Here is a 22,850-nt window from a genome sequence, read left to right as displayed (position 1 = left end):
CAGGCATCGTGCCAGCCAGCGACAAAACTGCATAAACGGAAGTGGACAACAAAATATCAATGACTTACAACCTAACGCTATTCATATCAAATGCATAAAAAGTGAATAAATACGAGACAAAGCGCCATTAGCAGCATTAATAATCGCAACGTTATGCATTAGTAAAACTTAATTCACGATCTGTGATCGCCTGCGAGATTTATCGTCAACCTGCGCACTAAAACGGAGCACAATGCGCCAAAAAAGCGCATTTCTCTGTGGGTTTGTCAGGGTGATCGCCCTGCACTACGCTCAATCAGTGTGCAAAACAGCCTGACAACCGAGGAACCTTATGCGTCATTATGATTCTGTGCTGATAGGCGCAGGCCAGGCCGCTCCGTCACTGGCGGTGGAACTGGCTTCGCGTGGACAACATGTGGCCATTATCGAAGGCAATTTCTATGGCGGCACCTGCGTAAATTTTGGCTGTACGCCGACCAAAACCCTGCGTAAATCTGCCCGCATTGCTCATCTGGCGCGCCATGCCGCAGAATTTGGCGTGAACATAGGGAACGTAGACGTGGACTTTTCAGCTGCGATTAAGCGGATGCGCGAACGCGTTGAATGCTCACGAACAGGTTTGACGCAGTGGCTGGAAGGCACGAAAAATCTGGACATGTTCCACGGTTGGGGCAGCTTTAAGGGTCGCGATGGCGAGCGTTTTCTGCTGGAAGTGAACGGTGAAACGTTAAGTGCGGCACAGGTTTATCTTAATACCGGCACTCGCGCGTTTGTTCCAACCCTACCGGGCATCGACAGCGTGCCCTGGCTGGACAATGCCAGCCTGCTGGCGCTGGAAACCTGCCCTTCGCATCTGCTGATTGTCGGTGCCAGCTATATCGGGCTGGAACTTGGGCAAATTTATCGCCGCTTGGGCGCTGAAGTGACCATTATTCATCGCGCTGGACGAGTGGCCGAGAGGGAAGATAACGATGTGAGCGAAGCCATCGCTGACGTGTTATCTGCGGAAGGCATCACCTTTCATTTTAATGCCTCCGTCACTGGCCTTTCTTCTGAGAATGGCGGCATAAAAGCCACGCTCAGTGATGGCTCAGCGCTTACCGGCAGCCACATTCTGTTTGCCACAGGGCGTGTACCAAATTCTGACAGACTTAATCTTGCCGCAGTGGGTGTCGAAACGGATTCGCGTGGATTTATCCGCACGGATGCACACTTCAATACCAACGTGCCGGGGATAAAAGCGCTCGGCGACATCAACGGGCGCGGCGCTTTTACCCACACCAGCTATCACGACTACCAGATTGTGTCGGCAGAAATCGAAGGCCAAACGCCCGTAGGCCAGTGGCAGGACGCTGATCAGCGTGTGATTTCGTATGCCATGTTTACCGACCCACCGCTCGGGCGCACCGGCATTACGCTCGAGCAGGCCAAAAAACTGGTCGCTGACGGCAGGCAAATTCTGGTGGCTAACTTCCGCATGGCGGATGTCAGCCGGGCCAAAGAAGAAAGTGAAACGGCCGGGATTATCCGCCTGATTGTTGATGCCGAAAGTGAACGCTTTCTCGGTGCCACGTTTCTGGGCATCGGCGGCGACGAAATTATTGCGGTTATTACCAATTACATGGCGACGGGCGCGAGCTATCGGTTAATGCTTCAGGCGCTGCCCGTCCACCCCACCGTAGCCGAATTTTTACCGACAATCCTCTCTCGCTTAAGCCCTCTTTCTGCTGATCAGCAATAGCCTCACAGGCTGTGGCGCCGTTCACAGCCTGCCTCATTCATGAATCATTCTGATTAACCTTAGCGAATTACTCCCTCTAATCGTATTAATCGCTCTGCGTTAAGCTCTCTGCATTCCCAAAGAAGGATTACGCTATGCAAACAGTTACCCTGAATAACGGTGTTTACATGCCCCTGCTGGGTTTTGGTGTGTTTCAGATGACAGACGCCGCCGAATGCGAGCGGGCGGTGATTGAGGCCATCGAAACCGGCTATCGCCTGATTGATACGGCGGCGTCTTATCAGAATGAAACCCAGGTCGGCAATGCGCTGAAACAAAGCGGGCTGGCACGCGATGAGCTGTTCGTCACCACCAAGCTGTGGCTTCAGGACACCCATTATGAGGGTGCGAAAGCACAGTTCGAGCGCTCGCTCAATCGCCTGCAGCTGGATTATGTCGACCTTTATTTGATTCACCAGCCTTACGGTGATGTCCATGGCGCATGGCGTGCAATGGAAGAACTCCAGCAGGCGGGGAAAATTCGCGCGATTGGCGTGAGTAATTTTCACCCCGACCGCCTGGCCGATTTGATCGCTTTCAACACCCTTACGCCAGCGGTGAATCAAATAGAAGTGAACCCTTTTAATCAGCAATTGCAGGCCGTGCCGTGGATGCAAAGCCGGGGTATTCAGCCTGAAGCCTGGGCACCGTTTGCCGAAGGGAAAAACGGCCTGTTCGAACATCCCGTGTTAACAGCCATCGGTAAGAAATACGGCAAAAGCGTGGGCCAGGTTGTTCTGCGCTGGATATTCCAGCGCGGCATTGTGTCGCTGGCGAAAACCGTCCGCAAAGCGCGAATGGAAGAGAACATCGACATCCTCGATTTCGAGCTCACGCCGGACGAAATGCTGCACATTACCGCCCTTGATACCGCCACCAGCGCATTCTTCGATCACCGTGATCCTACCAAAGTGGAATGGCTGACCGGCCGCAAGCTTGACGTGTGATCCGCAACTTAAGAGGCAATCAAATGCAAAAACGTGTTCTCGGCCAATCTGGCCTTGAAGTCTCCGCTTTAGGCCTGGGCTGTATGGGGCTCAGCTTCGGCTACGGCCCGGCAACAGATACCCGTCAGGCCGTCGAACTTATCCGCTCCGCGGTCGAACGCGGCGTGACGTTCTTTGATACCGCTGAAGTGTATGGCCCATATCTCAATGAAGAGGTTGTCGGCGAAGCGTTAAAACCGTTTCGTGATCGCGTGGTGATTGCCACTAAGTTTGGCTTTACCTTCGGGGATGACAATAAACAGCAGATCCTTAACAGCCGTCCGGAACATATTCGTGAAGCGGTGGAAGGCTCATTGCGCCGCCTGAAAACGGACGTGATTGACCTGCTGTACCAACACCGCGTCGACCCGGACGTGCCGATTGAAGATGTTGCCGGAACGGTGAAGCAACTTATCGACGAAGGCAAAGTGAAACACTTCGGCCTGTCTGAGGCTGGCGCACAGACGATTCGTCGGGCTCACGCCGTTCAGCCTGTCACAGCGTTGCAAAGCGAATACTCGATGTGGTGGCGCGAGCCTGAGCAGGACATTCTGCCCTTGCTTGAAGAGCTGGGGATTGGCTTCGTGCCCTTCAGCCCATTAGGCAAAGGCTTCTTAACCGGCGCGATTACCTCTGGCACCACGTTCGGCGCGGATGACTTCCGTAGCAAAGTGCCACGTTTTGCTGCCGAAGCCATTGAGGCGAATGAGAAACTGGTTGCGCTACTGGGCGAGATTGCCGCAGAGAAAGGCGTGACGCCGGCGCAAATCGCGCTGGCCTGGCTGCTGGCACAAAAACCATGGATTGTGCCGATTCCAGGTACCACCAAGCTTCACCGTCTGGATGAAAACCTGGGAGCAACCCACATCAGCTTTACTCAGGATGAGTTGCGTCGCATTACTCAGGCGCTGGAAAGCGTGAAAGTGGTCGGAGAGCGTTACCCGGCGGCCATGCAGGCGCGGGTCGGTCGCTAACTTCTGACGGGTTTATGGTTCGCTATAAACCCGTTATTCCGTATGACGTAAGGCCTCAATCAGCAGGGCAAATGCAGCCGGATGCTGTTTGCGGCTTGGGTAATAAAGATAGTAACCGGGGAACGTCGGGCACCACTCGTCCAGCACTTGCACCAGTTCCCCGCTTTTTAGGTGCTCCGTGACTGTATCTTCCGGCACGCTCGCCAGGCCAAAACCTGACAGTACCGCATCAATTCTTTCTGACAGTAAATTCAGCGTTAACTGCCCTTCCACCCGCACGCGCAGCGGTTTGCCCTCACGTTCAAACTCCCAGTGATAAAGCCCGCCCGCCGTCGGTAAACGCATATTGATGCAGCGATGATGCTGAAGATCATGCGGCGTAACAGGCGCAGGATTCTCAGCAAAATAGTCCGGCGAACCGACCACCACCATTCGCATATCCGGCCCAATTTTTACCGCAATCATGTCTTTATCAACACTCTCGCCAAGGCGAACGCCTGCATCGAAACGCCCTTCGACAATATCGACAAAGCCGTTATCGGCAATCAGCTCAACGTTGATTTGCGGGTACTGTTTCAGAAAAGGTTTTAGCTTCGGCCACACCAAACTGCGAGCGGAGTGCTCACCAGCGGATAAACGAATGTTCCCGGAAGCGTTGCCGTTCATCTGCAACAGCGCTTCAAGCTCCTGCTCAAGATCGGCAATGCGCGGTTCCAGACAAGCCATGATCCGCTCCCCGGCTTCTGTCGGCGCCACACTTCGCGTGGTGCGGGTCAGCAAGCGCAGGTTCAAACGCTCCTCCAGTGCCTTAACCGCATGGCTAAGCGCAGACTGAGACACACCCAGTTTGCTAGCCGCCCTGGTGAAACTCCGCTCTCTGGCCACCACCAAAAAAATCTGCAGTTCGTTGAAGTTCTCTTTAAGCACCGTGCATCCTTTATCAGGCTGGTTAGCTGGCCTTCGCCACGACATTGGGGGACAGTATAAGCATAAAGGTTGCTGGGCTTGAAATTCTGCTGTGGTGGGTTAGTTGGGGTTTGGGGAACGCTGGTCATCGCTGAGAACGCCCCCTAGGCTTCTTGTCGGGCGACTTAGTGCCAAAAGCGGAAATTGCTGGAGGGTTTTATTTTGGTCAAGTAGGCTAAAGCTCAACGTTCCAACATTTGCTCCCCACAATTTTCCCGCTAATCAGGGGACGGGCCACGTTCCAGAAATGTGGAGAGTGCAATATAACTACGAACCGATCTCACTCCATCCACACTCTGGATCTCCATTAAAAAGTTTTCAAGCGACTCGGTATCAGCTGCCCGAACCTTGATCAGAACACAACCGTCACCTGCAACGGTATGAAGCTCTTCAACCTCCCTGCGGCTGGTAAACTGCAGAAGCGCTCGCGTTGCATGATAACTACTTGTGTCTACGACAAGAAACGTCAACAGCGTTCTGCCAAGCTTACAACCATCAAGTATCGCCACAGTACCCTTAATGACTCCATCACGTTTCAACCGCTTTACCCGGTCATGGACAGCCGGAGCTGATAAATTAACGATTTCGCTTAACTCGGTATAACTGCGGCCAGCATCCTCTGCCAGAGCACTTAATATTTTTCGGTCAATTGCATCAAGATTTGCAGGTTTGTGCTTTAACTGCCGAATGCTATCTGTTTCTTTATCTAATGCACTCACAAGGGCTCCAGAACTGAATATAAATATGAATATAATCAATTTTACCTAATTAAATTCAGTTAAGCACACAATTTGGAGTTTCAATGCCCATCGCACTATTCGCGCTAGCCACTGGCGCATTTGGTATAGGTCTGACAGAGTTCGTGATTGCCGGTATTCTTCCGCAGATAGCAACTGACTTTGGCGTCAGTATCCCGTCAGCCGGGACAATGGCCACATCCTACGCTCTGGGTGTTTTCGTTGGCGCACCGCTTATGACAGTGCTGGGCGCAAGGATACCGCGAAAAGCCATGCTGATAGCGCTGGCCATTATTTTCACCCTTGGCAACGTCATTACAGCTTTGGCACCCACATTATCAGTGGCCATCGTGGGCCGTGTCATTACCTCCTTTAATCATGGTGCCTTCTTTGGTATCGGGTCGATTATCGCAGCATCACTGGTTGCGCCGGGTCGCCAGGCAAGCGCCATTGCGTTTATGTTTACGGGGTTGACCGTGGCTAATCTGGTTGGCGTACCGTTGGGAACCTGGCTGGCTCAGGCGTTCAGCTGGCGTCTGGTCTTTTGGGTTATTGCAGGCATAGGTTTGTTTACGATCTCGGCTATTGCCTCGCTCATTCCCCATCTTGAAAAGGGCAAACCTATCGCTTTAAGTACCGAAATGCGCGCCTTTATTGACCCACAAGTTCTGCTGGTTATGGGAATTACTGTCTTCGGCCCGGCGGCCTTTTTTACATCAATCACCTATATCGCACCAATGATGACCGGGGTCGCAGGTTTCTCTGACTCAGGTGTGGCTTGGCTCATGGTTCTGTTTGGGCTGGGTCTTGCCGTCGGTAACTGGATGGGAGGACATTTCGCTGACCGTTCGCTATTTGGTACGCTTTTTGTCACTCTCGCTGCTCAGGGTATAGTGCTACTTATTTTCTGGATCGGTGTAGAAAATAAGCTGGTCGCCGGTGTTTCCATTTTCCTCATGGCAGCGTTTGGTTTTGCGACCGTCTCTCCCATTCAGAAACTGGTTATGGATCGTGCCAGCCATGCAGGAGCACCTACAATGGCATCTTCCGTTAATATTGGTATGTTTAATCTGGGTAATGCGCTTGGTGCTTGGGTAGGAGGAGCCACCATAGCTGCCGGATTCGGTCTGGTCTCGCCAAACTGGTCTGGGGCCCTTCTGTCGTTTATCGCGCTCGGCCTGGCTTTTCTCGCATGGTTAAGTGCCCGCAAGGAATTTGCAGTGCGTGTAAGCTCATATTGACCATGTCTGACAACGCTTAAATCAGAAACCTCCAAAGAATTGGACGTCTTGCAGATAGCTGGGCGTCCATTTCGGTTTTGGGTTCAATGCCCCCTGTATTGAACAGCGTCGTAGTCAAATAAGAGGTTAGATAACAATATATGTTAATCAATACGGAGCAGATCACTTTCTCTGTACGGCAGGCACTATGCAACGCAGAACTTTTATCAAAATCGCCTCAGCCACAGTAGCCCTGACTACACTTGCACCTTTAGCCAGTTATACCTATGCAAAAGGAACCGTATCAATGAAGTATCGTGGTGTTATCTACGATGTTGGCCTGAGATTTACCGCCAACTCCCCACTTTCAGTGCCTTCATTCAACCCTGAACTGGTTGCCCATGATATCAAAGCGATTGCCACGCAATTACATGCGAATGCCATTCGAATCGAAGGTGAAGACATTGATCGTCTGGTGTCCGCCACGCGTATCGCACACCAGGAAGGATTAACCGTATTCTTTAATCCCTGGAAGATGAATGTTCCTGTCAACGAACTACCCGCCTATTTCGCTGAAGCCGCCAGCGCTGCCGAATTACTTCGTCAGGAAGGAATAAATCTCGTCTTCGTGGCGGGTTGTGAAATGTCTTTGTTCAATGAGGGCATCCTGGACGGCGATTCGGTTATCGAGCGCACCGAAGGTGTCATTGAAATGATAACCGCGAGACAGACAGGTGTTTATGACGACAAGATCCGCGAGAGAATTGCGCTTTTCAATGACACTCTCAAGCAGATCATGCAGGGTGTACGTTCAGCATATCGAGGCAAAGTAACCTATTCACAAGGCATGTGGGAACAAGTCGAATGGAGTCAGTTCGATATTGTTGGTATCGATCATTATCGCGCCGGTGAATCAGCTGAAGAGTACGTGAGTATGCTGGAGCACTACCGCCTGAATAAACCTCTGGTCATTATGGAGGTCGGGTCTTGCGCCTATGAAGGTGCCGGCAAGCTTGGGGCAGGTGGCTTCATGAATTTACTGGGCACTAATCCTGATGGTTCAGGCATTTTTACCAATAACATCGTACCCACTCGCAGCGAGCGTGAACAGGCAGATTACATAGAGGAACAGCTTAGTTTGCTCAGTGGCCCCGAAGCCGAAGTTGAGGGCGTTTTCATCTACGTTTTCTCGTTCCCAATCTTCCCTCATGGTGAAGGAGCCAGGGATTTGGATATGATGAGCTTCTCTCTGGTCAAGACATATCCAGCTAACGAATCGAAAGGTAGAGAAATGCCGCCATGGGAACCTAAGGAAGCATTCTGCAGACTGTCAAAAATATACCAATCAATATCGGCCAAGTAACAGCAACCACGGTGTCCGTTGTTCGCTCATAGCGGACCCAGCCCCCCATCAACTCCGAACAATAACCCCCCACTACCGCAATTAGCACAGCCCCTTTGCAAAACACACAGCTTCTTCCCTGCCAATATAAGGGCCATAATTTTCAATACGGGCATACCCATTCTTTTCGTAAAAATTGACAGCCCTGTGGTTGATGCATCGGGTTTCTAGCCAGAGCTCGCTGTATCCCATTTCGCTGGCTGAGGTTTCCAGAAAGGTGAGCAACGCTTTGCCAACACCAGGCACGCTTCGGTCTGAATACATCCTTTTAAGCTCGGCGATGTTTTCCGTTAACGGCCGGATAGCGCCACACCCTATCGCATCGCCTTGCGCATTCCTTGCCAGCACCCATAACGACTTGTCTTCCTTCATTGCGTCGACGGTGAAATTGCTTTTGCCGGTATCACCCGTTATCGCGGCAAGTTCAGATGACAGCATATCGATTAAACGCTGAGATTCTGAACTGAGAGGATCTGATTTCTCTACTATTATCATGGTTATACCCTGTGCAAAGGTTCGGGCCAGCATATAACATCCTGCCGGTAAGCGCCTCAGCCTCACCCCATGAGCGGGAAGTTAAGTGCAACATTCTCTTCCTGCTTCTCTTCGCCCGACAAAACACACCGCATAAAGCCAGCCGCCAGAAATTCTGCTAACATCCCTGCATCATTCACCCTGCAAAGTGGCTGCGACTATGAAATTTGTCTCTTTTAATATCAACGGCCTGCGCGCCCGTCCTCATCAGCTGGAAGCGATCGTTGAAAAGCATCAACCTGACGTGATTGGCCTTCAGGAGACCAAAGTTCACGACGACATGTTCCCGCTCGAAGATGTCGCCAAACTCGGGTACAACGTCTTTTATCACGGGCAAAAAGGTCATTACGGCGTGGCGCTGTTAACCAAAGAGACGCCGATCGCCGTGCGCCGTGGTTTTCCGGGCGATGATGAAGAAGCGCAGCGTCGCATCATCATGGCGGAAGTGCCTTCCCAATTTGGCAATCTCACCGTGATTAACGGCTACTTTCCGCAGGGCGAAAGCCGCGACCATCCTGTGAAGTTCCCTGCAAAAACCAGGTTTTATCAGGATTTGCAGGACTATCTGACGGGCGAACTGAAAAAAGAGAACCCGGTGCTGATCATGGGCGATATGAACATCAGCCCGACGGATTTGGATATTGGCATTGGTGAAGACAGCCGTAAGCGCTGGCTGCGCACCGGCAAATGCTCGTTCTTGCCGGAAGAACGTGAGTGGATGGAGCGCCTGCTCGGCTGGGGTCTGGTGGACACCTTCCGTCACGCGAACCCGGAAACGCAGGACAAATTCTCGTGGTTTGACTACCGTTCCAAAGGCTTCGACGACAACCGTGGTCTGCGCATAGACCTGCTGCTGGCAAGCCAGGGGCTGGCACCGCACTGCATCGAAACCGGCATCGATTACGAGATCCGCAGTATGGAAAAACCGTCGGATCACGCACCGGTCTGGGCGACCTTTAAGGGCTAAGCTCAGGTAATCCGCCAAAGTGAATACACGTAAACTGGGGCTGCTGGCGTTGCTGGCAGCCTTTATTGTTGCTGTTTTAGTCTGGCTGCCACGCGATTGGCTTTCATTAAGCGCCGTGCAGCAGTCTCACGCTACTTCCGTCAGCTGGTATCACGCGCATCCTCAACTTGCTTGTGTCGCTTACTTCCTGATTTATGTGCTGGTCACCGCGTTGTCCATTCCAGGCGCTACGCTTATTACTCTGCTCGGCGGCGCTGTGTTGCCGTTTTGGTTGGCGGTCGTGATTGTCTCTTTCGCCTCCACAACAGGTGCGTTGCTGGCGATGCTCGTCAGCCGTTACCTTCTGGCCGATTGGGTCAGTCAGCGCTTTCCCGCTCAAATGCGCAGAGTGAATGACGGCATTGCTCGCGATGGTGCGTTTTATCTTTTTGCGCTGCGGATGATGCCGCTGTTTCCGTTCTTTTTGGTGAACCTGTTGGCCGGTGTCACGCGATTAAGTCTGTGGCGCTATTGGTGGGTCAGCCAGTTAGGCATGCTGCCCGCGACGCTGATTTATCTCAATGCAGGCCGTCAGTTAAGTCAGCTACACTCGCTGGCCGATATTCTCTCCGGAGGAATGCTTTTCGCATTCGCTCTGATTGGCCTGTTGCCGTTGATTTCTCGCCGTCTGCTGGGCCACTTTCTTCATCGTTAAAGGAGTACGTATGCGCCGTGTGCGTTATGGGATCTTTTTCGCCGGGTTGCTTGCCAGCAGCCCATTACTCGCCAATACCTCGTGGCAGCAAACCGAAGCACAGGCGCGCGGGCAAACCGTCTGGTTTAATGCCTGGGGCGGCGATCCGGCGGTGAACCGCTATCTCGACTGGGTCAGTGGGGAAGTGAAACGCGATTACGATATCACTTTGCGTATCGTGCATATTGCCGACGCGGCCGATACGGTAAAGCGCATTCAGACAGAAGCGAAAGCAGGCCGTACGCACAACGGTTCGGTCGATTTGCTGTGGGTGAACGGGGAAAACTTCCGTACCCTGAAAGAGGCAGATTTGCTGAAAACAGGCTGGGCCGAACAGCTACCAAACTGGCGGTACGTTGATGTGCAAAAACCAGTTCGGGAAGATTTTTCCGTGCCGACTGACGGCGCGGAATCACCGTGGGGAAGCGCACAATTAACGTTTATCGCCCGTCGCGAACAAACGTCACAGCCGCCGCTTTCCGCCGCTGATTTGCTCAGTTTTGCTGCCGCTCACCCCGGCACGGTGACTTATCCTCGCCCACCAGATTTCACCGCAACGGCGTTTCTGGAACAACTTCTGCTGGTGCTCACCACGCAGCCTGATGCACTAAAGCTGCCGCCGAATGCTGAAACCTTTGCCGAGGTGACTGCGCCGCTGTGGGCGTATCTGGATAAACTGCATCCACAACTTTGGCGAAAAGGCACCGATTTCCCGGCATCACCGGCGAAAATGGATGCCATGCTTGCCAACGGTACGTTGCGGCTTTCTCTGACGTTCAACCCCATGCACGCTGCGCAAAAAGTCGCTAGCGGTGAATTGCCAAAAGACAGCTACAGCTTTGGCTTCCGTAAAGGCATGATCGGCAACGTTCATTTCGTCACCATTCCGGCAAATGCCCGCTCCCCGCAGGCTGCACAGGTTGTGGCTAATTTCCTGCTTTCCCCGGCGGCTCAACAACGCAAAGCGGATGCTGCTTTCTGGGGAGACCCGACAGTGCTGGATATGCAAAAACTTCCGGAGCCCTGGCCTGAAGTCACGTCAGAACAAACGCCTGCGGTATTAGCGGAACCGCATGCCGCCTGGGTTAACGCGCTGGAGCAGGAATGGCTGCGCCGTTACGGTACGCACTGATTTCCCTGCTGTGGGCAACAATGGCGCTGATTTATCTGCCGTTGTTGCCTGCACTCAGCCAGCTTGCGCAACCTGCCTTTTCGCTGGCTGACTGGCAAACGCTGCTTCACGATACGCAGTTGCCACAGGCACTGCTTGCAACGCTTGTCTCTACGTTGATTGCCGTGGTTGGAGCGTTGCTGATTGCATTATCCGTGGTCGCTGCGCTTTGGCCTTCGCAACGTTGGCAGCGTCTTGCCTCGCAGCTTCCTCTGCTGCTCGCCGTGCCGCATGTTGCTTTTGTCACCGCCGCCCTGTTGCTCTTTGCCGAAGGCGGCTGGCTGTTTCACCAGTTCCCCACGCTGACGCCGTTTATCGATCGCTATGGCATTGGGCTCGGCCTGACGCTGGCGGTCAAAGAGAGCGTGTTTTTACTGTGGACGCTCTATGCCCTACTCAGCGGCAAACGGCTCACGCAACAAAGCCTGGTGCTACGCGCTCAAGGTTACGGGCGCTGGCAAATTCTGGCCTGGCTGGTATTGCCGCAATTGATGCCACAACTGCGGATCGTGCTGCTGGCAACGACAGCCTGGACGCTTTCTGCGGTAGATGTGGCGATTATTCTTGGGCCAGGAAACCCGCCGACACTGGCGGTTCTTGCCTGGCAATGGCTCTCACAGGGTGATACCCAGCAACAAACGCAAGGGACGCTGGCTTGTCTGCTTTTGCTATTAATCCTGGCGGTGATAATTTTGGCTGCCATGCTGGTCTGGTGGCTGTTTCGTCGAACCATTCCTGATTTTCAGGGCGTTCGCCGCCCCGCTTCTTATGACTTTGCTGGTCGCGTGTTTGCGTGGCTGTTGCCGCTCTCTGGCTTACTCTGTGTCTTGACGCTCGCGCTGCTTTCCCGCCTGGATGGTGTCGCAATGACCAGCCTGTTCAACAGCCTGTGGCTGGCGCTCAGTGCTTCACTGTTGGCGGCAATGCTCAGCTTGCTGTGGCTTGAATATGGCCCACAGCGTTATACAGTATGGATCTGGCTTCCGCTGATGTTACCCGCGCTGCCGCTGGTTGCCGGGCAATATCAGCTGGCATTATGGAGCTGGCAGGATGGCGAGGCCCTTACCGTTCTGTGGGGGCACTTGCTGTGGGTGGTGCCGTGGACGTTATTTATTCTGCATCCCGCCTGGCATAGACTCGACCCGCGAATTTTGCTCGTCGCTCGCACGCTCGGCTGGGGGCAATGGCGCTGTTTCTGGGTAGTGAAATGCCCTCTTCTGCTGCGCCCTGTTCTTAGCGCTGTTGCGGTCGGGTTCTCGGTGAGCATTGCGCAATATTTACCGACCGTCTGGCTGGGTGCCGGGCGAATCACTACGCTTACCACTGACGCCGTAGCGCTGAGCAGCAGCGGCAGCACGCCTTTACTGGCAACTCAGGCGCTGTGGCAACTGTTGCTGCCGGGCCTCTTTTTCGGGGTGATCGCCTTGCTGCTCAGGCTGACAGGCCATTACCGACAAGGACTTCGTTGATGTTAATCGTTAAAAACCTGGCCCTGACCTGCGGCTCCTCACCGTTACTTCGTGGCGTAAACTTCCAGGTTGAGAAAGGCGAAGTGCTGACGTTAATGGGCGATTCCGGCAGCGGAAAATCCACCCTTTTTTCGTGGATGGTTGGTGCGTTGCCTGAAGCCTTTCAGGCTTCGGGTGAACTCTGGCTGGCCGATAAACGCCTGGATGGGCTGCCAACCGAAACCCGGCGCGTCGGCATTCTGTTCCAGGACGCTTTGCTGTTCGATCACTTCAACGTTGGGCAAAACCTGCTGCTCGCCCTTCCGTCGTCGGTCGCTCGTCAGGAACGGCGGCTAAAAGTTGAGACCGCACTGGAAAGTGCCGGATTAGATGGTTTTTACTCACGCGACCCTGCCACACTTTCAGGCGGACAACGTGCCCGCGTTGCGTTGCTGCGCTCGCTGTTAGCTCAGCCCGATGCCCTGCTGCTTGATGAGCCGTTTAGTGGCCTCGATGCAACGCTTCGCGATAGCTTCCGCGCGTTCGTTTTTAGCCAGATTCACCAGCAAAATATTCCCGCTGTGCTGGTCACTCACGACATGGCAGATATCCCGCCAGAGGGCCGTTGTCTGCAACTTGAAAGCTGGCGCTAATCTGTTTCAGCGCAAGGATTTTCTCCATTCGGAGGTTCAGAATGACGCTTCATTTCACTCCTGTCGGGCAATTCGATGAAACGTGTTTCTCAACTGACCGCGCTGGCCCTGCTGATCGGGCTGTCTTCCTCTGCTTCCTTTGCTGCTGATAAGGCTTCGACCTTGACGCTAAGCGAACTGCAACAACAACACGGTGTCGCCATTGATACGCGCCTGAGCGCGTTTTACAACGGCTGGCCGCAAGCACTCAATGGCAGTGAAGGTCATGAACCTTCTGCGCTCAACCTTTCGGCAACCTGGCTTTCAGCAATGAACGACGAACAGCTGGCCGCCTGGATAAAACAACACCAGTTGCAGCCTGCCACGCCTGTCGCGCTGTATGGTGCAATCCAGGATAACGAAGCCGTTGCTGCTCGCCTGAAAAAAGCCGGAATGACGCACGTCACCCTGCTTAGCGATGCCTTACAACAGCCTGAAAGATTGCAAAAACTGCCGCACTTTGAACAGCTGGTTTACCCACAATGGCTGCACGATTTGCAACTGCAAAAGGTGGTCACTGCCGCGCCAGAAGGCGACTGGAAAGTGTTTGAAGCGGCCTGGGGCGCGCCAAAACTTTATCTGCTGAGCCACATTCCAGGTGCCGGCTACATCGACACCAACGAGGTGGAAAGCGAGCCGCTGTGGAATAAAGTCTCTGACGACAAGCTGAAAGCATTGATGGCAAAACAAGGCATTCGCCATGACACCACGGTTATCCTTTACGGACGTGATGTTTACGCGGCGGCCCGCGTGGCGCAAATCCTGCTGTATGCCGGCGTGAAGGATGTCCGTCTGCTGGATGGCGGCTGGAAAACCTGGTCTGATGCCGGTTTGCCTGTTGAGCGCGGCATGCCTGGCAACATCACGCCCGCCCCGGACTTCGGCGCGCCAATCCCAGGCAAGCCACAGTTGATGCTTAACGAGCAACAGGCTCGCGGCTTGCTGCATCGTCAGGATGCATCGCTGGTCAGCATACGTTCCTGGCCGGAATTTATTGGCACCACCAGCGGCTACAGCTACATCAAGCCAAAAGGTGAGATTGCTGGCGCTCGTTGGGGCCACGCAGGCAGCGACTCCACGCACATGGAAGATTTCCATAATCCGGATGGCACCATGCGCACTGCCGATGACATCGCAGCGATGTGGAAAGCGTGGAATATTGTGCCGTCACAACAGGTGTCTTTCTACTGCGGCACCGGCTGGCGTGCTTCCGAAACGTTCATGTATGCCCGCGCCATGGGCTGGCAGAACATTTCGGTGTATGACGGCGGATGGTATGAATGGAGCCAGAACCCGAAAAACCCGGTTAGCCGTGGTGAGCGCGGGCCAGAGACTACGAGGTAAAAGCAAAACGGTAGCTTTAAGGCTACCGTTTTTAGTGTTTGCTCCCTCGCCCTGTGGGAGAGGGCCGGGGTGAGGGCATCAGGCAGCGCCAATTTGGGTAAGCGTCAGTGCCGCCGGCAATCAATCAAACCTGCTTCAACGTCTGATAGCCACTCCAGATCCTCGTCAGCGTCGTCAGCCAACACAGTGCGCCAAAAATCCCTGCCAGCCATGCAAAATACTGTGGGAACAGGCAGCACAGTACGAAGAGTAAAATCGTTTCCGTCCCTTCCGTTAAGCCCCCCAAATAGTAAAACGATTTGTGCGCGTAGCCCGGATTATCAATCTGATGTTTTGCCGCCAGCGCGGCGAAGGCCAGAAAGCTGCTGCCAGTGCCGATAAACGCAAACAGCAGCCAGCCACCCGCCACGGCGTTCGCCTGAGGATCGGCGAGAATAAACCCGAACGGTACCAGTGCGTAAAACAGAAAATCGAGCGAAATATCGAGAAAACCACCTGCATCTGCCAGCCCGCGGCGACGAGCCAGCGCGCCATCCAGCCCGTCCAGCAGGCGGTTGAGCAAAATTGCCACCAACGCTGGTAGATACCAGCCTAACGCCAGAAACGGTAGCGCCAGCACGCCGATGGCAAAGCCTGTTAGCGTCACACCGTCTGCCGAAATGCCCTGCTGCTCAAGCTTCGCAGCAAGGTCATTGAGGGCCGGTTTCAGGCGCGGATGTAAATGACGGTCAAGCATGGGGGTTCCTTTCACTGCTGCATAATCCCTGAGAGGGAATCTCCAGCGCGGCGTTAAATCGGGCAGACAGATTCTGGAAAGCCACCAGCGCAGTCATTTCACAAATCTGCTCGTCGTTATAGAAGTTTTTGAGCGCACTTTTTTGATCTTCACTGATAACGGGCGGCGTGGCGGTCATCGCATCGGCATAGGCCAACGCGGCGCGTTCGGCCTCACTGAATAGCGGGGAGTTTTGCCACTGAGCGACCGATTGCACTTTCTCCAGCGCATCGCAGCGTTGCGCCAGCCGCAGCGTGTTCGCGTCAATGCAGAATGCACAATGACACTGCTGCGACACTCGGGTCATCAGCATTGCCCGCAGTTCGGGCGACAAACGTGCCTTTTTGCGTTCCAGCCAGCCCACAAACAACGCCACCAGCCAGAACAAACGCGGCATGCGCCCCCACCAGCGTGTGGGATACAGCACGTCGCCATAATGTTTTATTTGCATCCTGGTGATAGGCGACAGCGAAGCCGGTATTTTGCTGAGCGGCGGTACCCATGGCTGAGGATTTTTCACCCTAACACTCCTGCAGATCTTCAGATTTATCAACGGCAGAGATAGTATGGCACGCCATCACCAGGAACCTTGACCTCTATGCTGAAAACGATTGATGTCGTCGCTGCCATTCTCGAAAGGAATGGATTAATTCTGCTGGCCCAGCGTCCGCCTCATGCAGACCAGCCAGGCATGTGGGAGTTTCCCGGCGGAAAAGTTGAAACGGGTGAAACGCAGCCCGAAGCGTTAATTCGCGAGCTACGTGAAGAACTGGGGATTGAAGCGTTACCTGCTGAGTATGTTGCCAGCCACCAGCGTGAAGTGTCCGGGCGCATTATTCATCTGCACGCCTGGCATGTGCCGGACTTCAGCGGCGAGCTGACCGCGCACGAGCACAGCCAGCTTGAATGGGTGCAGCCGGAACAGGCGTTTGGCTATGCGCTCGCGCCTGCGGACATACCACTGCTGGAAGCCTTTATTGCCTTACGCGACGCCAGACCAGAGGATTCGTGCTGAGGGTTTTATCATCACGCTGACACTGCAGTAATACCCCTTCGGCCTTGATGACCGCGCCTTCCGAGTAGTTGGCGTTCTCATAAATGCAGCACTGGCTGCAAGGCTGCCCACGCTGTCCGCCGCTGCTGAACACTTCCGGGGGCACATTCACTTCGACATCCGGACGAATGCGCTGATCGGCCTGCACGCCGCTCGCCATCAGCACCAGCAAACCAGCCATCAGAGTTCTTTTCATCGTCATTCCTTTTTTCGGGTTTCAGATAACAGTATCGGCTCAGGCCGGGCTTTTCTTAAATTTTAGCTCTCATCGGTTTTTGTTATGACAAACGCCCGGTTATAAATTTTCCCTTCTTCACGCTATTTTTCCTTGCCTGCCGCCTCGTCTGCGGGGATAGTCGAAAAAAACGCCTTAAACACAACAACTACATCAACATCATACCGTTAACACCATAAGAGGAACTTATCGTAATGGAATCGACGCTCTCTCTGGAAAACTTTCTGCAACGCGTACAGCAACGTGACCCGCACCAACCTGAATTTGCCCAGGCTGTGCGCGAGGTCATGTCGACACTTTGGCCGTTCCTTGACGCCAACCCTCGCTACCGTGAGATGTCTCTGCTGGAGCGTCTGGTCGAGCCGGAACGCATCATCCAGTTCCGCGTAACCTGGGTTGACGACCGTAATCAGGTGCAGGTCAATCGCGCCTGGCGTGTGCAGTTCAGTTCGGCGATTGGTCCTTATAAGGGCGGGATGCGTTTCCACCCTTCCGTTAACTTGTCGATCCTGAAATTCCTCGGCTTTGAACAGACGTTTAAAAACGCCCTCACCACTCTGCCAATGGGCGGCGGTAAAGGCGGCAGTGATTTCGATCCGAAAGGCAAAAGCGAAGGCGAAATCATGCGCTTCTGCCAGGCACTGATGAGTGAACTGTATCGCCACCTCGGCGCAGACACTGACGTTCCTGCTGGTGATATCGGCGTGGGCGCGCGCGAAGTCGGCTTTATGACCGGGATGATGAAAAAGCTATCTAACAACACCGCTTGTGTGTTTACCGGTAAGGGCCTGTCGTTTGGCGGCAGCCTGATTCGCCCGGAAGCCACCGGTTACGGGCTTATCTATTTCACTGATGCGATGCTCAAACGCCACGGGCTGGGCTTTGAAGGTATGCGCGTGGCAGTGTCTGGCTCAGGCAACGTGGCACAATATGCGATTGAGAAAGCCATGGCGTTGGGCGCTCGCGTGGTCACGGCTTCTGATTCCAGCGGTACCGTGGTCGATGAAGCAGGTTTCACGCCTGAAAAACTTGCCCGTCTGGAAGAGATTAAAACCAGTCGCGATGGCCGGGTTGCCGATTACGCCCGTGAGTTCGGGCTGCAATACCTGGAAGGCCAGCAGCCGTGGTCTGTGCCTGTTGATATCGCCCTGCCGTGCGCGACCCAGAACGAACTGGACGTGGAAGCGGCACGCACGCTTATCGCTAACGGCGTGAAAGCCGTGGCTGAAGGTGCCAATATGCCAACCACCATCGCCGCAACGGATTTGTTCCTCGACGCGGGCGTTCTGTTTGCCCCTGGCAAAGCAGCGAATGCGGGCGGCGTGGCGACTTCAGGCCTTGAAATGGCGCAGAACGCGGCGCGTATGGGCTGGAAAGCAGAGAAGGTTGATGCTCGCTTGCACCACATCATGCTGGATATTCATCAGGCGTGCGTGGAGTACGGTGGCGAAGCCAAACAAACGCATTATGTGCGTGGCGCGAACATTGCCGGTTTTGTGAAGGTCGCTGATGCGATGCTGGCTCAGGGTGTGATTTAAAAGACGGTGCCGGTGACCTGCATAATGAGTAGGTCTGGAGTGGCCTGATGCCCTCTCCCCGGCCCTCTCCCACGGGGAGAGGGAGCAAACACTAAAAACGGCAACTCAAAAGTTGCCGTTTTGCTTTTACCTCGTAGGTCGGGTCAGGCGTAGCCGCCACCCGACATTCTTACAACTCTGCCGGTGCTTGTGGCTCCGCAGGTTTTTTCTTCCGCGTCTTACTGAACGTTTTCTTCTTCGGCTGCTCGCCGCCAGGCGCAATTAAGCCTCGGAACTGCTTCACCGGCGTGCTTCGGGCCTGCTGAATCAAGTCGTACAGCGTGCCGACAAGTGGCTGCATGAAGTCCTGATAGCGGCACTGTTTCTCGCTGATTTGCGTCAGCACGGATTCCCAGTGCGCAGTCATATCCGGCCGGGCCGCCATTTCCGGCAGCGAATGAATCAACGCTCTTCCTGCGTCCGACGAGTGGATATAACGCCCTTTCTTAGTCAGAAAACCGCGTTTGAACAGCAGTTCGATGATCCCCGCACGCGTCGCCTCTGTGCCCAATCCGTCTGTGGCTCGCAGGATCTTCTTCAGATCTTTATCCTGCACAAAGCGCGCGATACCAGTCATGGCCGACAGTAGCGTCGCATCGGTGAAGTGGCGCGGTGGCTGCGTCTGACGCTCTATCACTTCGCCCTTTTCACACAATAGCTCGTCGCCTTTCGCCACTACAGGCAACGGCGTGCCGTCGTTTTCTTCATCGCGTTCTTTATTCCCCAGCAACGTGCGCCAGCCTGCTTCCGCCAGAAAACGCGCTTTGGCGACGAACTTGCCGTTGGCAATATCCAGGTCAATCTGACATTTGCGGAACACCGCATCCGGGCAGAATTGCATCAGATACTGACGGGCGACTAACTCGTACACCTTCGCTTCGTTATCCGTCAGACGAACAGAAGAGCTACGCGCCGTCGGAATAATGGCGTGGTGCGCATCGACCTTTTTATCATCCCAGCAGCGATTGCGAATTTCCGGGTCAACCACGGGCTGCGGCAGCATATCCGGTGCATGAATGCCGATGGCATTGAGTACGGCTTGCCGTCCGGCAAAGTGTTCATCCGGCAGATAACGGCTGTCCGAACGCGGATAGGTGATCAGTTTGTGGGTTTCATACAGCTTCTGGCAGATATCCAGCACGTTCTGCGCACTGAAACCAAAGCGCTTCGCCGCTTCAATCTGCAACGCCGAGAGCGAGAACGGCAGCGGAGCCGGTTCTGATTCCCGTTTATCGTTATAGCCGGTGACCATCGCAGGCTGCCCGGCAATACGCGCAACCACATGATCGGCCAGCGGACGATGCAACAAACGCCCTTCTTCATCCTGATACGGTTCGCACGCCTCGCTTGGCAACCAGATAGCGGTGAAACGCTCATCCGCAGGCGTGACGATGTGCGCTTTTACATCGAAGAAGTCTTTCGCGACGAAGTTCTCAATCTCTTCATCGCGACGCACTACCAGGCCCAACACCGGAGTCTGTACGCGGCCCACGGACAACACGCCTTGATAGCCTGCGTTGCGGCCCAGCAAGGTGTAAGCGCGCGTCATGTTGATGCCGTACAACCAGTCAGCACGGGCGCGAGCCAGCGCGGACACGCACAGCGGGATAAACTCGCTATTCGCACGAAGGCGCGAAATCGCACGTTCCACCGCCTGCGGGTTGAGATCGTTTATCAGGCAACGTTGCACCTGCTGGCGCTTTTCGGCGGGCAGATCCAGATAATCCAGCACTTCATCCACCAGCAGTTGCCCTTCTCTGTCCGGGTCACCTGCGTGGATAACTTCAGTGGCTTTACCGAGCAACTGCTTGATCGCGTTCAACTGTTTGGTCACTGACGGCCGCGGTTGCAGCCGCCATTTTTCCGGTACGATCGGCAAATCCATCAGGTTCCAGCGCGCGTAACGGCTGTCGTAAACATCCGGTTGCGCCTGTTCCAGTAAATGGCCGATACACCAGGTGACCACCTGGCCGTTACCACATTCGATATAGCCATCGCCTCTGCGATGCGGTTTAGGCAGCACATCGGCAATGGCACGAGCCAGACTCGGTTTTTCCGCGATAAACAAACGCATGGGGTTAGCGGATCTCGATCATCGGACGCCCACCGCGTGCGGTCACCAGTTCGCCAATGGCGGTCAGGGTGATGCCATACTCAGCAGCGGTCGCTTTCATCTCGGTTTCCGCTTCAGGCGTGACAGCCAGCAGCAAGCCACCCGACGTTTGCGGGTCACACAGCAGATTACGCCACGCTTCAGGCATTTCGCCCATCAGATGGCCGTAGCTCGCGAAATTACGGGAAGTACCACCCGGTACCGCACCTTGCGCGATGTACTCTTCAACACCCGGCAGTTTTGGCACGTCGGCAAAACGAATTTGCGCCTGCACGCCTGCGCCCTGACACATTTCACTGAGATGCCCGAGCAGACCAAACCCGGTGACATCGGTCATCGCTTTAATGCCGTCGATATTGGCGAAAGCAGCACCGGCGATATTCATCTGACACATCACTTCCGTCGCCAGCCCCTGGTGTTCAGGTTTGAGCAGCGATTTTTTCTCTGCGGTGGTCAGCACACCAATGCCGAGTGGTTTCGTCAGAAACAGCTTACATCCGGCCTGCGCCGTGCTGTTTTTCTTCACCCGCTCTGTTGGCACAATGCCCGTGACCGCCAGCCCAAAAATAGGTTCTGGCGCGTCGATGGAGTGCCCACCGGCCAGAGCAATCCCCGCCTGCTGGCAGGCAAAGCGCCCGCCTTCAATCACTTCACGGGCGATTTCGGGCGCAAGGGTGTTGATGGGCCAGCCCAGAATAGCGATCGCCATGATCGGCTTCCCGCCCATCGCAAAAATGTCGCTGATGGCGTTGGTGGCAGCGATGCGGCCAAAATCGAACGGATTGTCGACGATAGGCATGAAGAAATCGGTGGTACTGATAACCGACGTTCCGTTGCCTAAGTCATACACCGCCGCATCGTCGCGGGTTTCGTTACCGACAAGCAGGTTCGGGTCGACAAACTTCGCCTGGGAACTCAGCAGAATGGTTTCCAGCACTTTGGGGGAAATTTTACAACCGCAACCGGCTCCGTGGCTGTATTGCGTCAAACGAATGGCTTGCTCGCTCATGGACATCTCCTGTCATTGCAATCCCGTTATGTTAGCGCCCATTTGCGTGGGTGATAAGTGCGACAGTCTGAAATCGCGCGCTGTTGCTCACTATCCGCGCAATCCCTCCTATCACGCTCACCCTGTTGTCCGCTTTAATACATTCACCCATCTTATGTATCTGCAATTTTGCGAGGTACCGCAATTTTTTCTGCGTCGTTTTTCTTTCTACTGTTTATGACAGAAATGTTACAGCCTGCTTGGGACGATTTGATAACGAAAGGAAACCTCGATGAAAAAAAGTCTTTTGGCGTTTTGCGTCGCCAGTTTGTTCTCTGTAAATGCCTTTGCCCTGGTGCCGTCCGGCAATGATGCCACCACCAAACCTGACCTTTATTACCTGAAAAACGCCCAGGCTATCGACAGCCTTGCCCTGCTGCCACCGCCACCGGAAGTGGGCAGCATTGCCTTCCTCAACGATCAGGCCATGTATGAACAAGGCCGTCTGCAGCGCAATACCGAGCGAGGTAAGCAGGCTGCGGAAGATGCGAACCTGAGCAGCGGCGGCGTGGCGAATGCCTTCTCGACGGCCTTTGGTTCGCCGATTACCGAGAAAGACAGCCCTGAACTGCACAAACTGCTGACCAATATGATTGAGGATGCGGGCGATCTCGCTACCCGTTCGGCTAAGCAGAAATACATGCGTATTCGCCCGTTTGCGTTCTATGGCGTGCCAACCTGTAACACCAAAGAGCAGGATGAGCTGGCGAAAAACGGCTCTTATCCGTCAGGCCATACCTCGATTGGCTGGGCAACAGCGCTAGTGCTGGCAGAGATTAACCCGACTCGTCAGAACGAGATCCTTAAACGCGGATACGATCTGGGCCAAAGCCGTGTTATTTGTGGTTACCACTGGCAAAGTGATGTGGATGCGGCACGTATCGTAGGCTCTGCAGTTGTTGCTACGCTGCACACCAATCCGGCTTTCCAGCAGCAGTTGCAGAAAGCCAAAGACGAGTTTGCAAAAACGCAGAAATAGTGGATATCCCCTCTCCCCGGCCCTCTCCCGCGGGGCTGAGGGATCCCCAGTAATATGGTCATTCGCCTGTGACCATATTACTGTACTCTTTCCCTAATAATTTCAGCGCATTAAC

At 54.4% G+C, this 22,850-nt stretch carries 22 protein-coding genes; 14 read left to right on the top strand and 8 right to left on the bottom strand.

Translation table 11 applies throughout. From position 1 onward, the window contains the following. Positions 1-331: 331 nt before the first annotated feature. The 3 genes from ACI2I2_RS20225 (at position 332) to ACI2I2_RS20215 (ending at position 3,740) form a co-directional block, all read left to right on the top strand. A complete protein-coding gene (locus ACI2I2_RS20225; RefSeq protein ID WP_404659580.1) occupies positions 332-1,741 on the top strand; it encodes a mercuric reductase in 1,410 nt (469 codons plus the stop codon). Positions 1,742-1,875: 134 nt separating this feature from the next. Continuing rightward, the gene (locus ACI2I2_RS20220; protein ID WP_404659579.1) at positions 1,876-2,727 is read left to right on the top strand and encodes an aldo/keto reductase; all 852 of its coding nucleotides are present in this window, start codon (positions 1,876-1,878) and stop codon (positions 2,725-2,727) included. Positions 2,728-2,750: 23 nt separating this feature from the next. After that, on the top strand, positions 2,751-3,740 hold the full coding sequence (locus ACI2I2_RS20215) for an aldo/keto reductase (protein ID WP_404659577.1): 990 nt from the start codon (positions 2,751-2,753) through the stop codon (positions 3,738-3,740). A 33-nt stretch (positions 3,741-3,773) separates the two neighbouring features. On the opposite strand, the gene ACI2I2_RS20210 is transcribed toward ACI2I2_RS20215, so the two are convergent. Both ACI2I2_RS20210 and ACI2I2_RS20205 read right to left on the bottom strand, forming a co-directional pair. Beyond that, entirely contained in the window at positions 3,774-4,667 is an 894-nt protein-coding gene (locus ACI2I2_RS20210; RefSeq protein ID WP_404659576.1) for a LysR family transcriptional regulator, read from the bottom strand. A 257-nt stretch (positions 4,668-4,924) separates the two neighbouring features. Further along, the gene (locus tag ACI2I2_RS20205) at positions 4,925-5,425 is read right to left on the bottom strand and encodes an Lrp/AsnC family transcriptional regulator (RefSeq protein ID WP_404659575.1); all 501 of its coding nucleotides are present in this window, start codon (positions 5,423-5,425) and stop codon (positions 4,925-4,927) included. A gap of 83 nt (positions 5,426-5,508) precedes the next feature. On the opposite strand from ACI2I2_RS20205, the gene ACI2I2_RS20200 reads away from it, so the two are divergent. Together ACI2I2_RS20200 and ACI2I2_RS20195 are read left to right on the top strand one after the other, a co-directional pair. Then, a complete protein-coding gene (locus ACI2I2_RS20200; protein WP_404659573.1) occupies positions 5,509-6,684 on the top strand; it encodes an MFS transporter in 1,176 nt (391 codons plus the stop codon). Positions 6,685-6,871: 187 nt separating this feature from the next. Then, a complete protein-coding gene (locus ACI2I2_RS20195) occupies positions 6,872-8,026 on the top strand; it encodes a hypothetical protein (protein WP_404659572.1) in 1,155 nt (384 codons plus the stop codon). Positions 8,027-8,107: 81 nt separating this feature from the next. Here ACI2I2_RS20195 and ACI2I2_RS20190 read toward each other — a convergent pair whose 3' ends face one another. Further along, positions 8,108-8,560: a GNAT family N-acetyltransferase gene (locus ACI2I2_RS20190; protein WP_404659649.1), complete on the bottom strand. Its 453-nt coding sequence runs from the start codon at positions 8,558-8,560 to the stop codon at positions 8,108-8,110. A 199-nt stretch (positions 8,561-8,759) separates the two neighbouring features. Between ACI2I2_RS20190 and xthA the strand changes: the two genes are divergently transcribed. The 6 genes from xthA (at position 8,760) to ACI2I2_RS20160 (ending at position 14,954) form a co-directional block, all read left to right on the top strand. After that, complete coding sequence (xthA, locus tag ACI2I2_RS20185) at positions 8,760-9,566, top strand: exodeoxyribonuclease III (protein WP_404659571.1); 807 nt, start codon at positions 8,760-8,762, stop codon at positions 9,564-9,566. 19 nt (positions 9,567-9,585) lie between these two features. Beyond that, positions 9,586-10,260, top strand: coding sequence for a TVP38/TMEM64 family protein (locus ACI2I2_RS20180; protein ID WP_404659570.1), 675 nt, complete (start codon positions 9,586-9,588; stop codon positions 10,258-10,260). Between the two features lie 10 nt (positions 10,261-10,270). After that, positions 10,271-11,431, top strand: coding sequence for an ABC transporter substrate-binding protein (locus ACI2I2_RS20175; RefSeq protein WP_404659568.1), 1,161 nt, complete (start codon positions 10,271-10,273; stop codon positions 11,429-11,431). Then, the gene (locus ACI2I2_RS20170) at positions 11,404-12,939 is read left to right on the top strand and encodes a thiamine ABC transporter permease (protein WP_404659567.1); all 1,536 of its coding nucleotides are present in this window, start codon (positions 11,404-11,406) and stop codon (positions 12,937-12,939) included. Before ACI2I2_RS20175 ends, ACI2I2_RS20170 begins: the two co-directional genes overlap by 28 nt. Further along, positions 12,939-13,571, top strand: a complete 633-nt coding sequence (locus ACI2I2_RS20165) for an ATP-binding cassette domain-containing protein (protein ID WP_404659566.1) — start codon at positions 12,939-12,941, stop codon at positions 13,569-13,571. The genes ACI2I2_RS20170 and ACI2I2_RS20165 overlap by 1 nt, the downstream gene beginning before the upstream one ends. Before the next feature lie 75 nt (positions 13,572-13,646). Beyond that, positions 13,647-14,954: a sulfurtransferase gene (locus ACI2I2_RS20160; protein WP_404659565.1), complete on the top strand. Its 1,308-nt coding sequence runs from the start codon at positions 13,647-13,649 to the stop codon at positions 14,952-14,954. A 124-nt stretch (positions 14,955-15,078) separates the two neighbouring features. Here the strand turns inward: ACI2I2_RS20160 and ACI2I2_RS20155 are convergent, their stop codons facing one another. Both ACI2I2_RS20155 and ACI2I2_RS20150 read right to left on the bottom strand, forming a co-directional pair. Next, a complete protein-coding gene (locus ACI2I2_RS20155) occupies positions 15,079-15,690 on the bottom strand; it encodes a CDP-alcohol phosphatidyltransferase family protein (RefSeq protein WP_404659564.1) in 612 nt (203 codons plus the stop codon). Next, positions 15,683-16,249, bottom strand: a complete 567-nt coding sequence (locus ACI2I2_RS20150) for a carboxymuconolactone decarboxylase family protein (protein WP_404659563.1) — start codon at positions 16,247-16,249, stop codon at positions 15,683-15,685. Before ACI2I2_RS20150 ends, ACI2I2_RS20155 begins: the two co-directional genes overlap by 8 nt. Positions 16,250-16,327: 78 nt before the next feature. Here ACI2I2_RS20150 and ACI2I2_RS20145 point away from each other — a divergent pair, with 78 nt between their 5' ends. Continuing rightward, positions 16,328-16,744: a pyrimidine (deoxy)nucleoside triphosphate diphosphatase gene (locus tag ACI2I2_RS20145; RefSeq protein WP_404659562.1), complete on the top strand. Its 417-nt coding sequence runs from the start codon at positions 16,328-16,330 to the stop codon at positions 16,742-16,744. On the opposite strand, the gene ACI2I2_RS20140 is transcribed toward ACI2I2_RS20145, so the two are convergent. After that, positions 16,704-16,979 carry a DUF1496 domain-containing protein gene (locus ACI2I2_RS20140; protein WP_404659561.1) on the bottom strand — a complete coding sequence of 92 codons (276 nt, stop codon included), beginning with the start codon at positions 16,977-16,979 and terminating at the stop codon, positions 16,704-16,706. The two genes, ACI2I2_RS20145 and ACI2I2_RS20140, sit on opposite strands and share 41 nt — an antisense overlap. Before the next feature lie 233 nt (positions 16,980-17,212). On the opposite strand from ACI2I2_RS20140, the gene gdhA reads away from it, so the two are divergent. Then, the gene (gene gdhA, locus ACI2I2_RS20135; RefSeq protein WP_404659560.1) at positions 17,213-18,556 is read left to right on the top strand and encodes an NADP-specific glutamate dehydrogenase; all 1,344 of its coding nucleotides are present in this window, start codon (positions 17,213-17,215) and stop codon (positions 18,554-18,556) included. Between the two features lie 169 nt (positions 18,557-18,725). Here the strand turns inward: gdhA and ACI2I2_RS20130 are convergent, their stop codons facing one another. Then, positions 18,726-20,669 (bottom strand): DNA topoisomerase III, encoded by a 1,944-nt coding sequence (locus tag ACI2I2_RS20130; protein WP_404659559.1) that lies wholly within the window; start codon positions 20,667-20,669, stop codon positions 18,726-18,728. Between the two features lie 4 nt (positions 20,670-20,673). Continuing rightward, entirely contained in the window at positions 20,674-21,717 is a 1,044-nt protein-coding gene (selD, locus tag ACI2I2_RS20125; RefSeq protein WP_330981969.1) for a selenide, water dikinase SelD, read from the bottom strand. Between the two features lie 271 nt (positions 21,718-21,988). Between selD and phoC the strand changes: the two genes are divergently transcribed. Then, entirely contained in the window at positions 21,989-22,735 is a 747-nt protein-coding gene (gene phoC / locus ACI2I2_RS20120) for an acid phosphatase PhoC (protein ID WP_404659558.1), read from the top strand. The last annotated feature ends 115 nt before the right edge of the window (positions 22,736-22,850 follow it).

Origin of the sequence: Scandinavium sp. NPDC088450 (genome assembly GCF_044900545.1) — a bacterium.
Lineage (GTDB): Bacteria > Pseudomonadota > Gammaproteobacteria > Enterobacterales > Enterobacteriaceae > Scandinavium.
This window is presented reverse-complemented; position numbering and strand designations above follow the sequence as displayed.

Coding starts and splice junctions, on each gene's coding strand:
- ACI2I2_RS20225 (WP_404659580.1), top strand. CDS start 332: ATGCGTCATTATGATTCTGTGCTGATAGGCGCAGGCCAGGCCGCTCCG.
- ACI2I2_RS20220 (WP_404659579.1), top strand. CDS start 1,876: ATGCAAACAGTTACCCTGAATAACGGTGTTTACATGCCCCTGCTGGGT.
- ACI2I2_RS20215 (WP_404659577.1), top strand. CDS start 2,751: ATGCAAAAACGTGTTCTCGGCCAATCTGGCCTTGAAGTCTCCGCTTTA.
- ACI2I2_RS20200 (WP_404659573.1), top strand. CDS start 5,509: ATGCCCATCGCACTATTCGCGCTAGCCACTGGCGCATTTGGTATAGGT.
- ACI2I2_RS20195 (WP_404659572.1), top strand. CDS start 6,872: ATGCAACGCAGAACTTTTATCAAAATCGCCTCAGCCACAGTAGCCCTG.
- ACI2I2_RS20190 (WP_404659649.1), bottom strand. CDS start 8,560: ATGATAATAGTAGAGAAATCAGATCCTCTCAGTTCAGAATCTCAGCGT.
- xthA (WP_404659571.1), top strand. CDS start 8,760: ATGAAATTTGTCTCTTTTAATATCAACGGCCTGCGCGCCCGTCCTCAT.
- ACI2I2_RS20175 (WP_404659568.1), top strand. CDS start 10,271: ATGCGCCGTGTGCGTTATGGGATCTTTTTCGCCGGGTTGCTTGCCAGC.
- ACI2I2_RS20170 (WP_404659567.1), top strand. CDS start 11,404: ATGGCTGCGCCGTTACGGTACGCACTGATTTCCCTGCTGTGGGCAACA.
- ACI2I2_RS20165 (WP_404659566.1), top strand. CDS start 12,939: ATGTTAATCGTTAAAAACCTGGCCCTGACCTGCGGCTCCTCACCGTTA.
- ACI2I2_RS20160 (WP_404659565.1), top strand. CDS start 13,647: ATGAAACGTGTTTCTCAACTGACCGCGCTGGCCCTGCTGATCGGGCTG.
- ACI2I2_RS20155 (WP_404659564.1), bottom strand. CDS start 15,690: ATGCTTGACCGTCATTTACATCCGCGCCTGAAACCGGCCCTCAATGAC.
- ACI2I2_RS20145 (WP_404659562.1), top strand. CDS start 16,328: ATGCTGAAAACGATTGATGTCGTCGCTGCCATTCTCGAAAGGAATGGA.
- ACI2I2_RS20140 (WP_404659561.1), bottom strand. CDS start 16,979: ATGAAAAGAACTCTGATGGCTGGTTTGCTGGTGCTGATGGCGAGCGGC.
- gdhA (WP_404659560.1), top strand. CDS start 17,213: ATGGAATCGACGCTCTCTCTGGAAAACTTTCTGCAACGCGTACAGCAA.
- ACI2I2_RS20130 (WP_404659559.1), bottom strand. CDS start 20,669: ATGCGTTTGTTTATCGCGGAAAAACCGAGTCTGGCTCGTGCCATTGCC.
- selD (WP_330981969.1), bottom strand. CDS start 21,717: ATGAGCGAGCAAGCCATTCGTTTGACGCAATACAGCCACGGAGCCGGT.
- phoC (WP_404659558.1), top strand. CDS start 21,989: ATGAAAAAAAGTCTTTTGGCGTTTTGCGTCGCCAGTTTGTTCTCTGTA.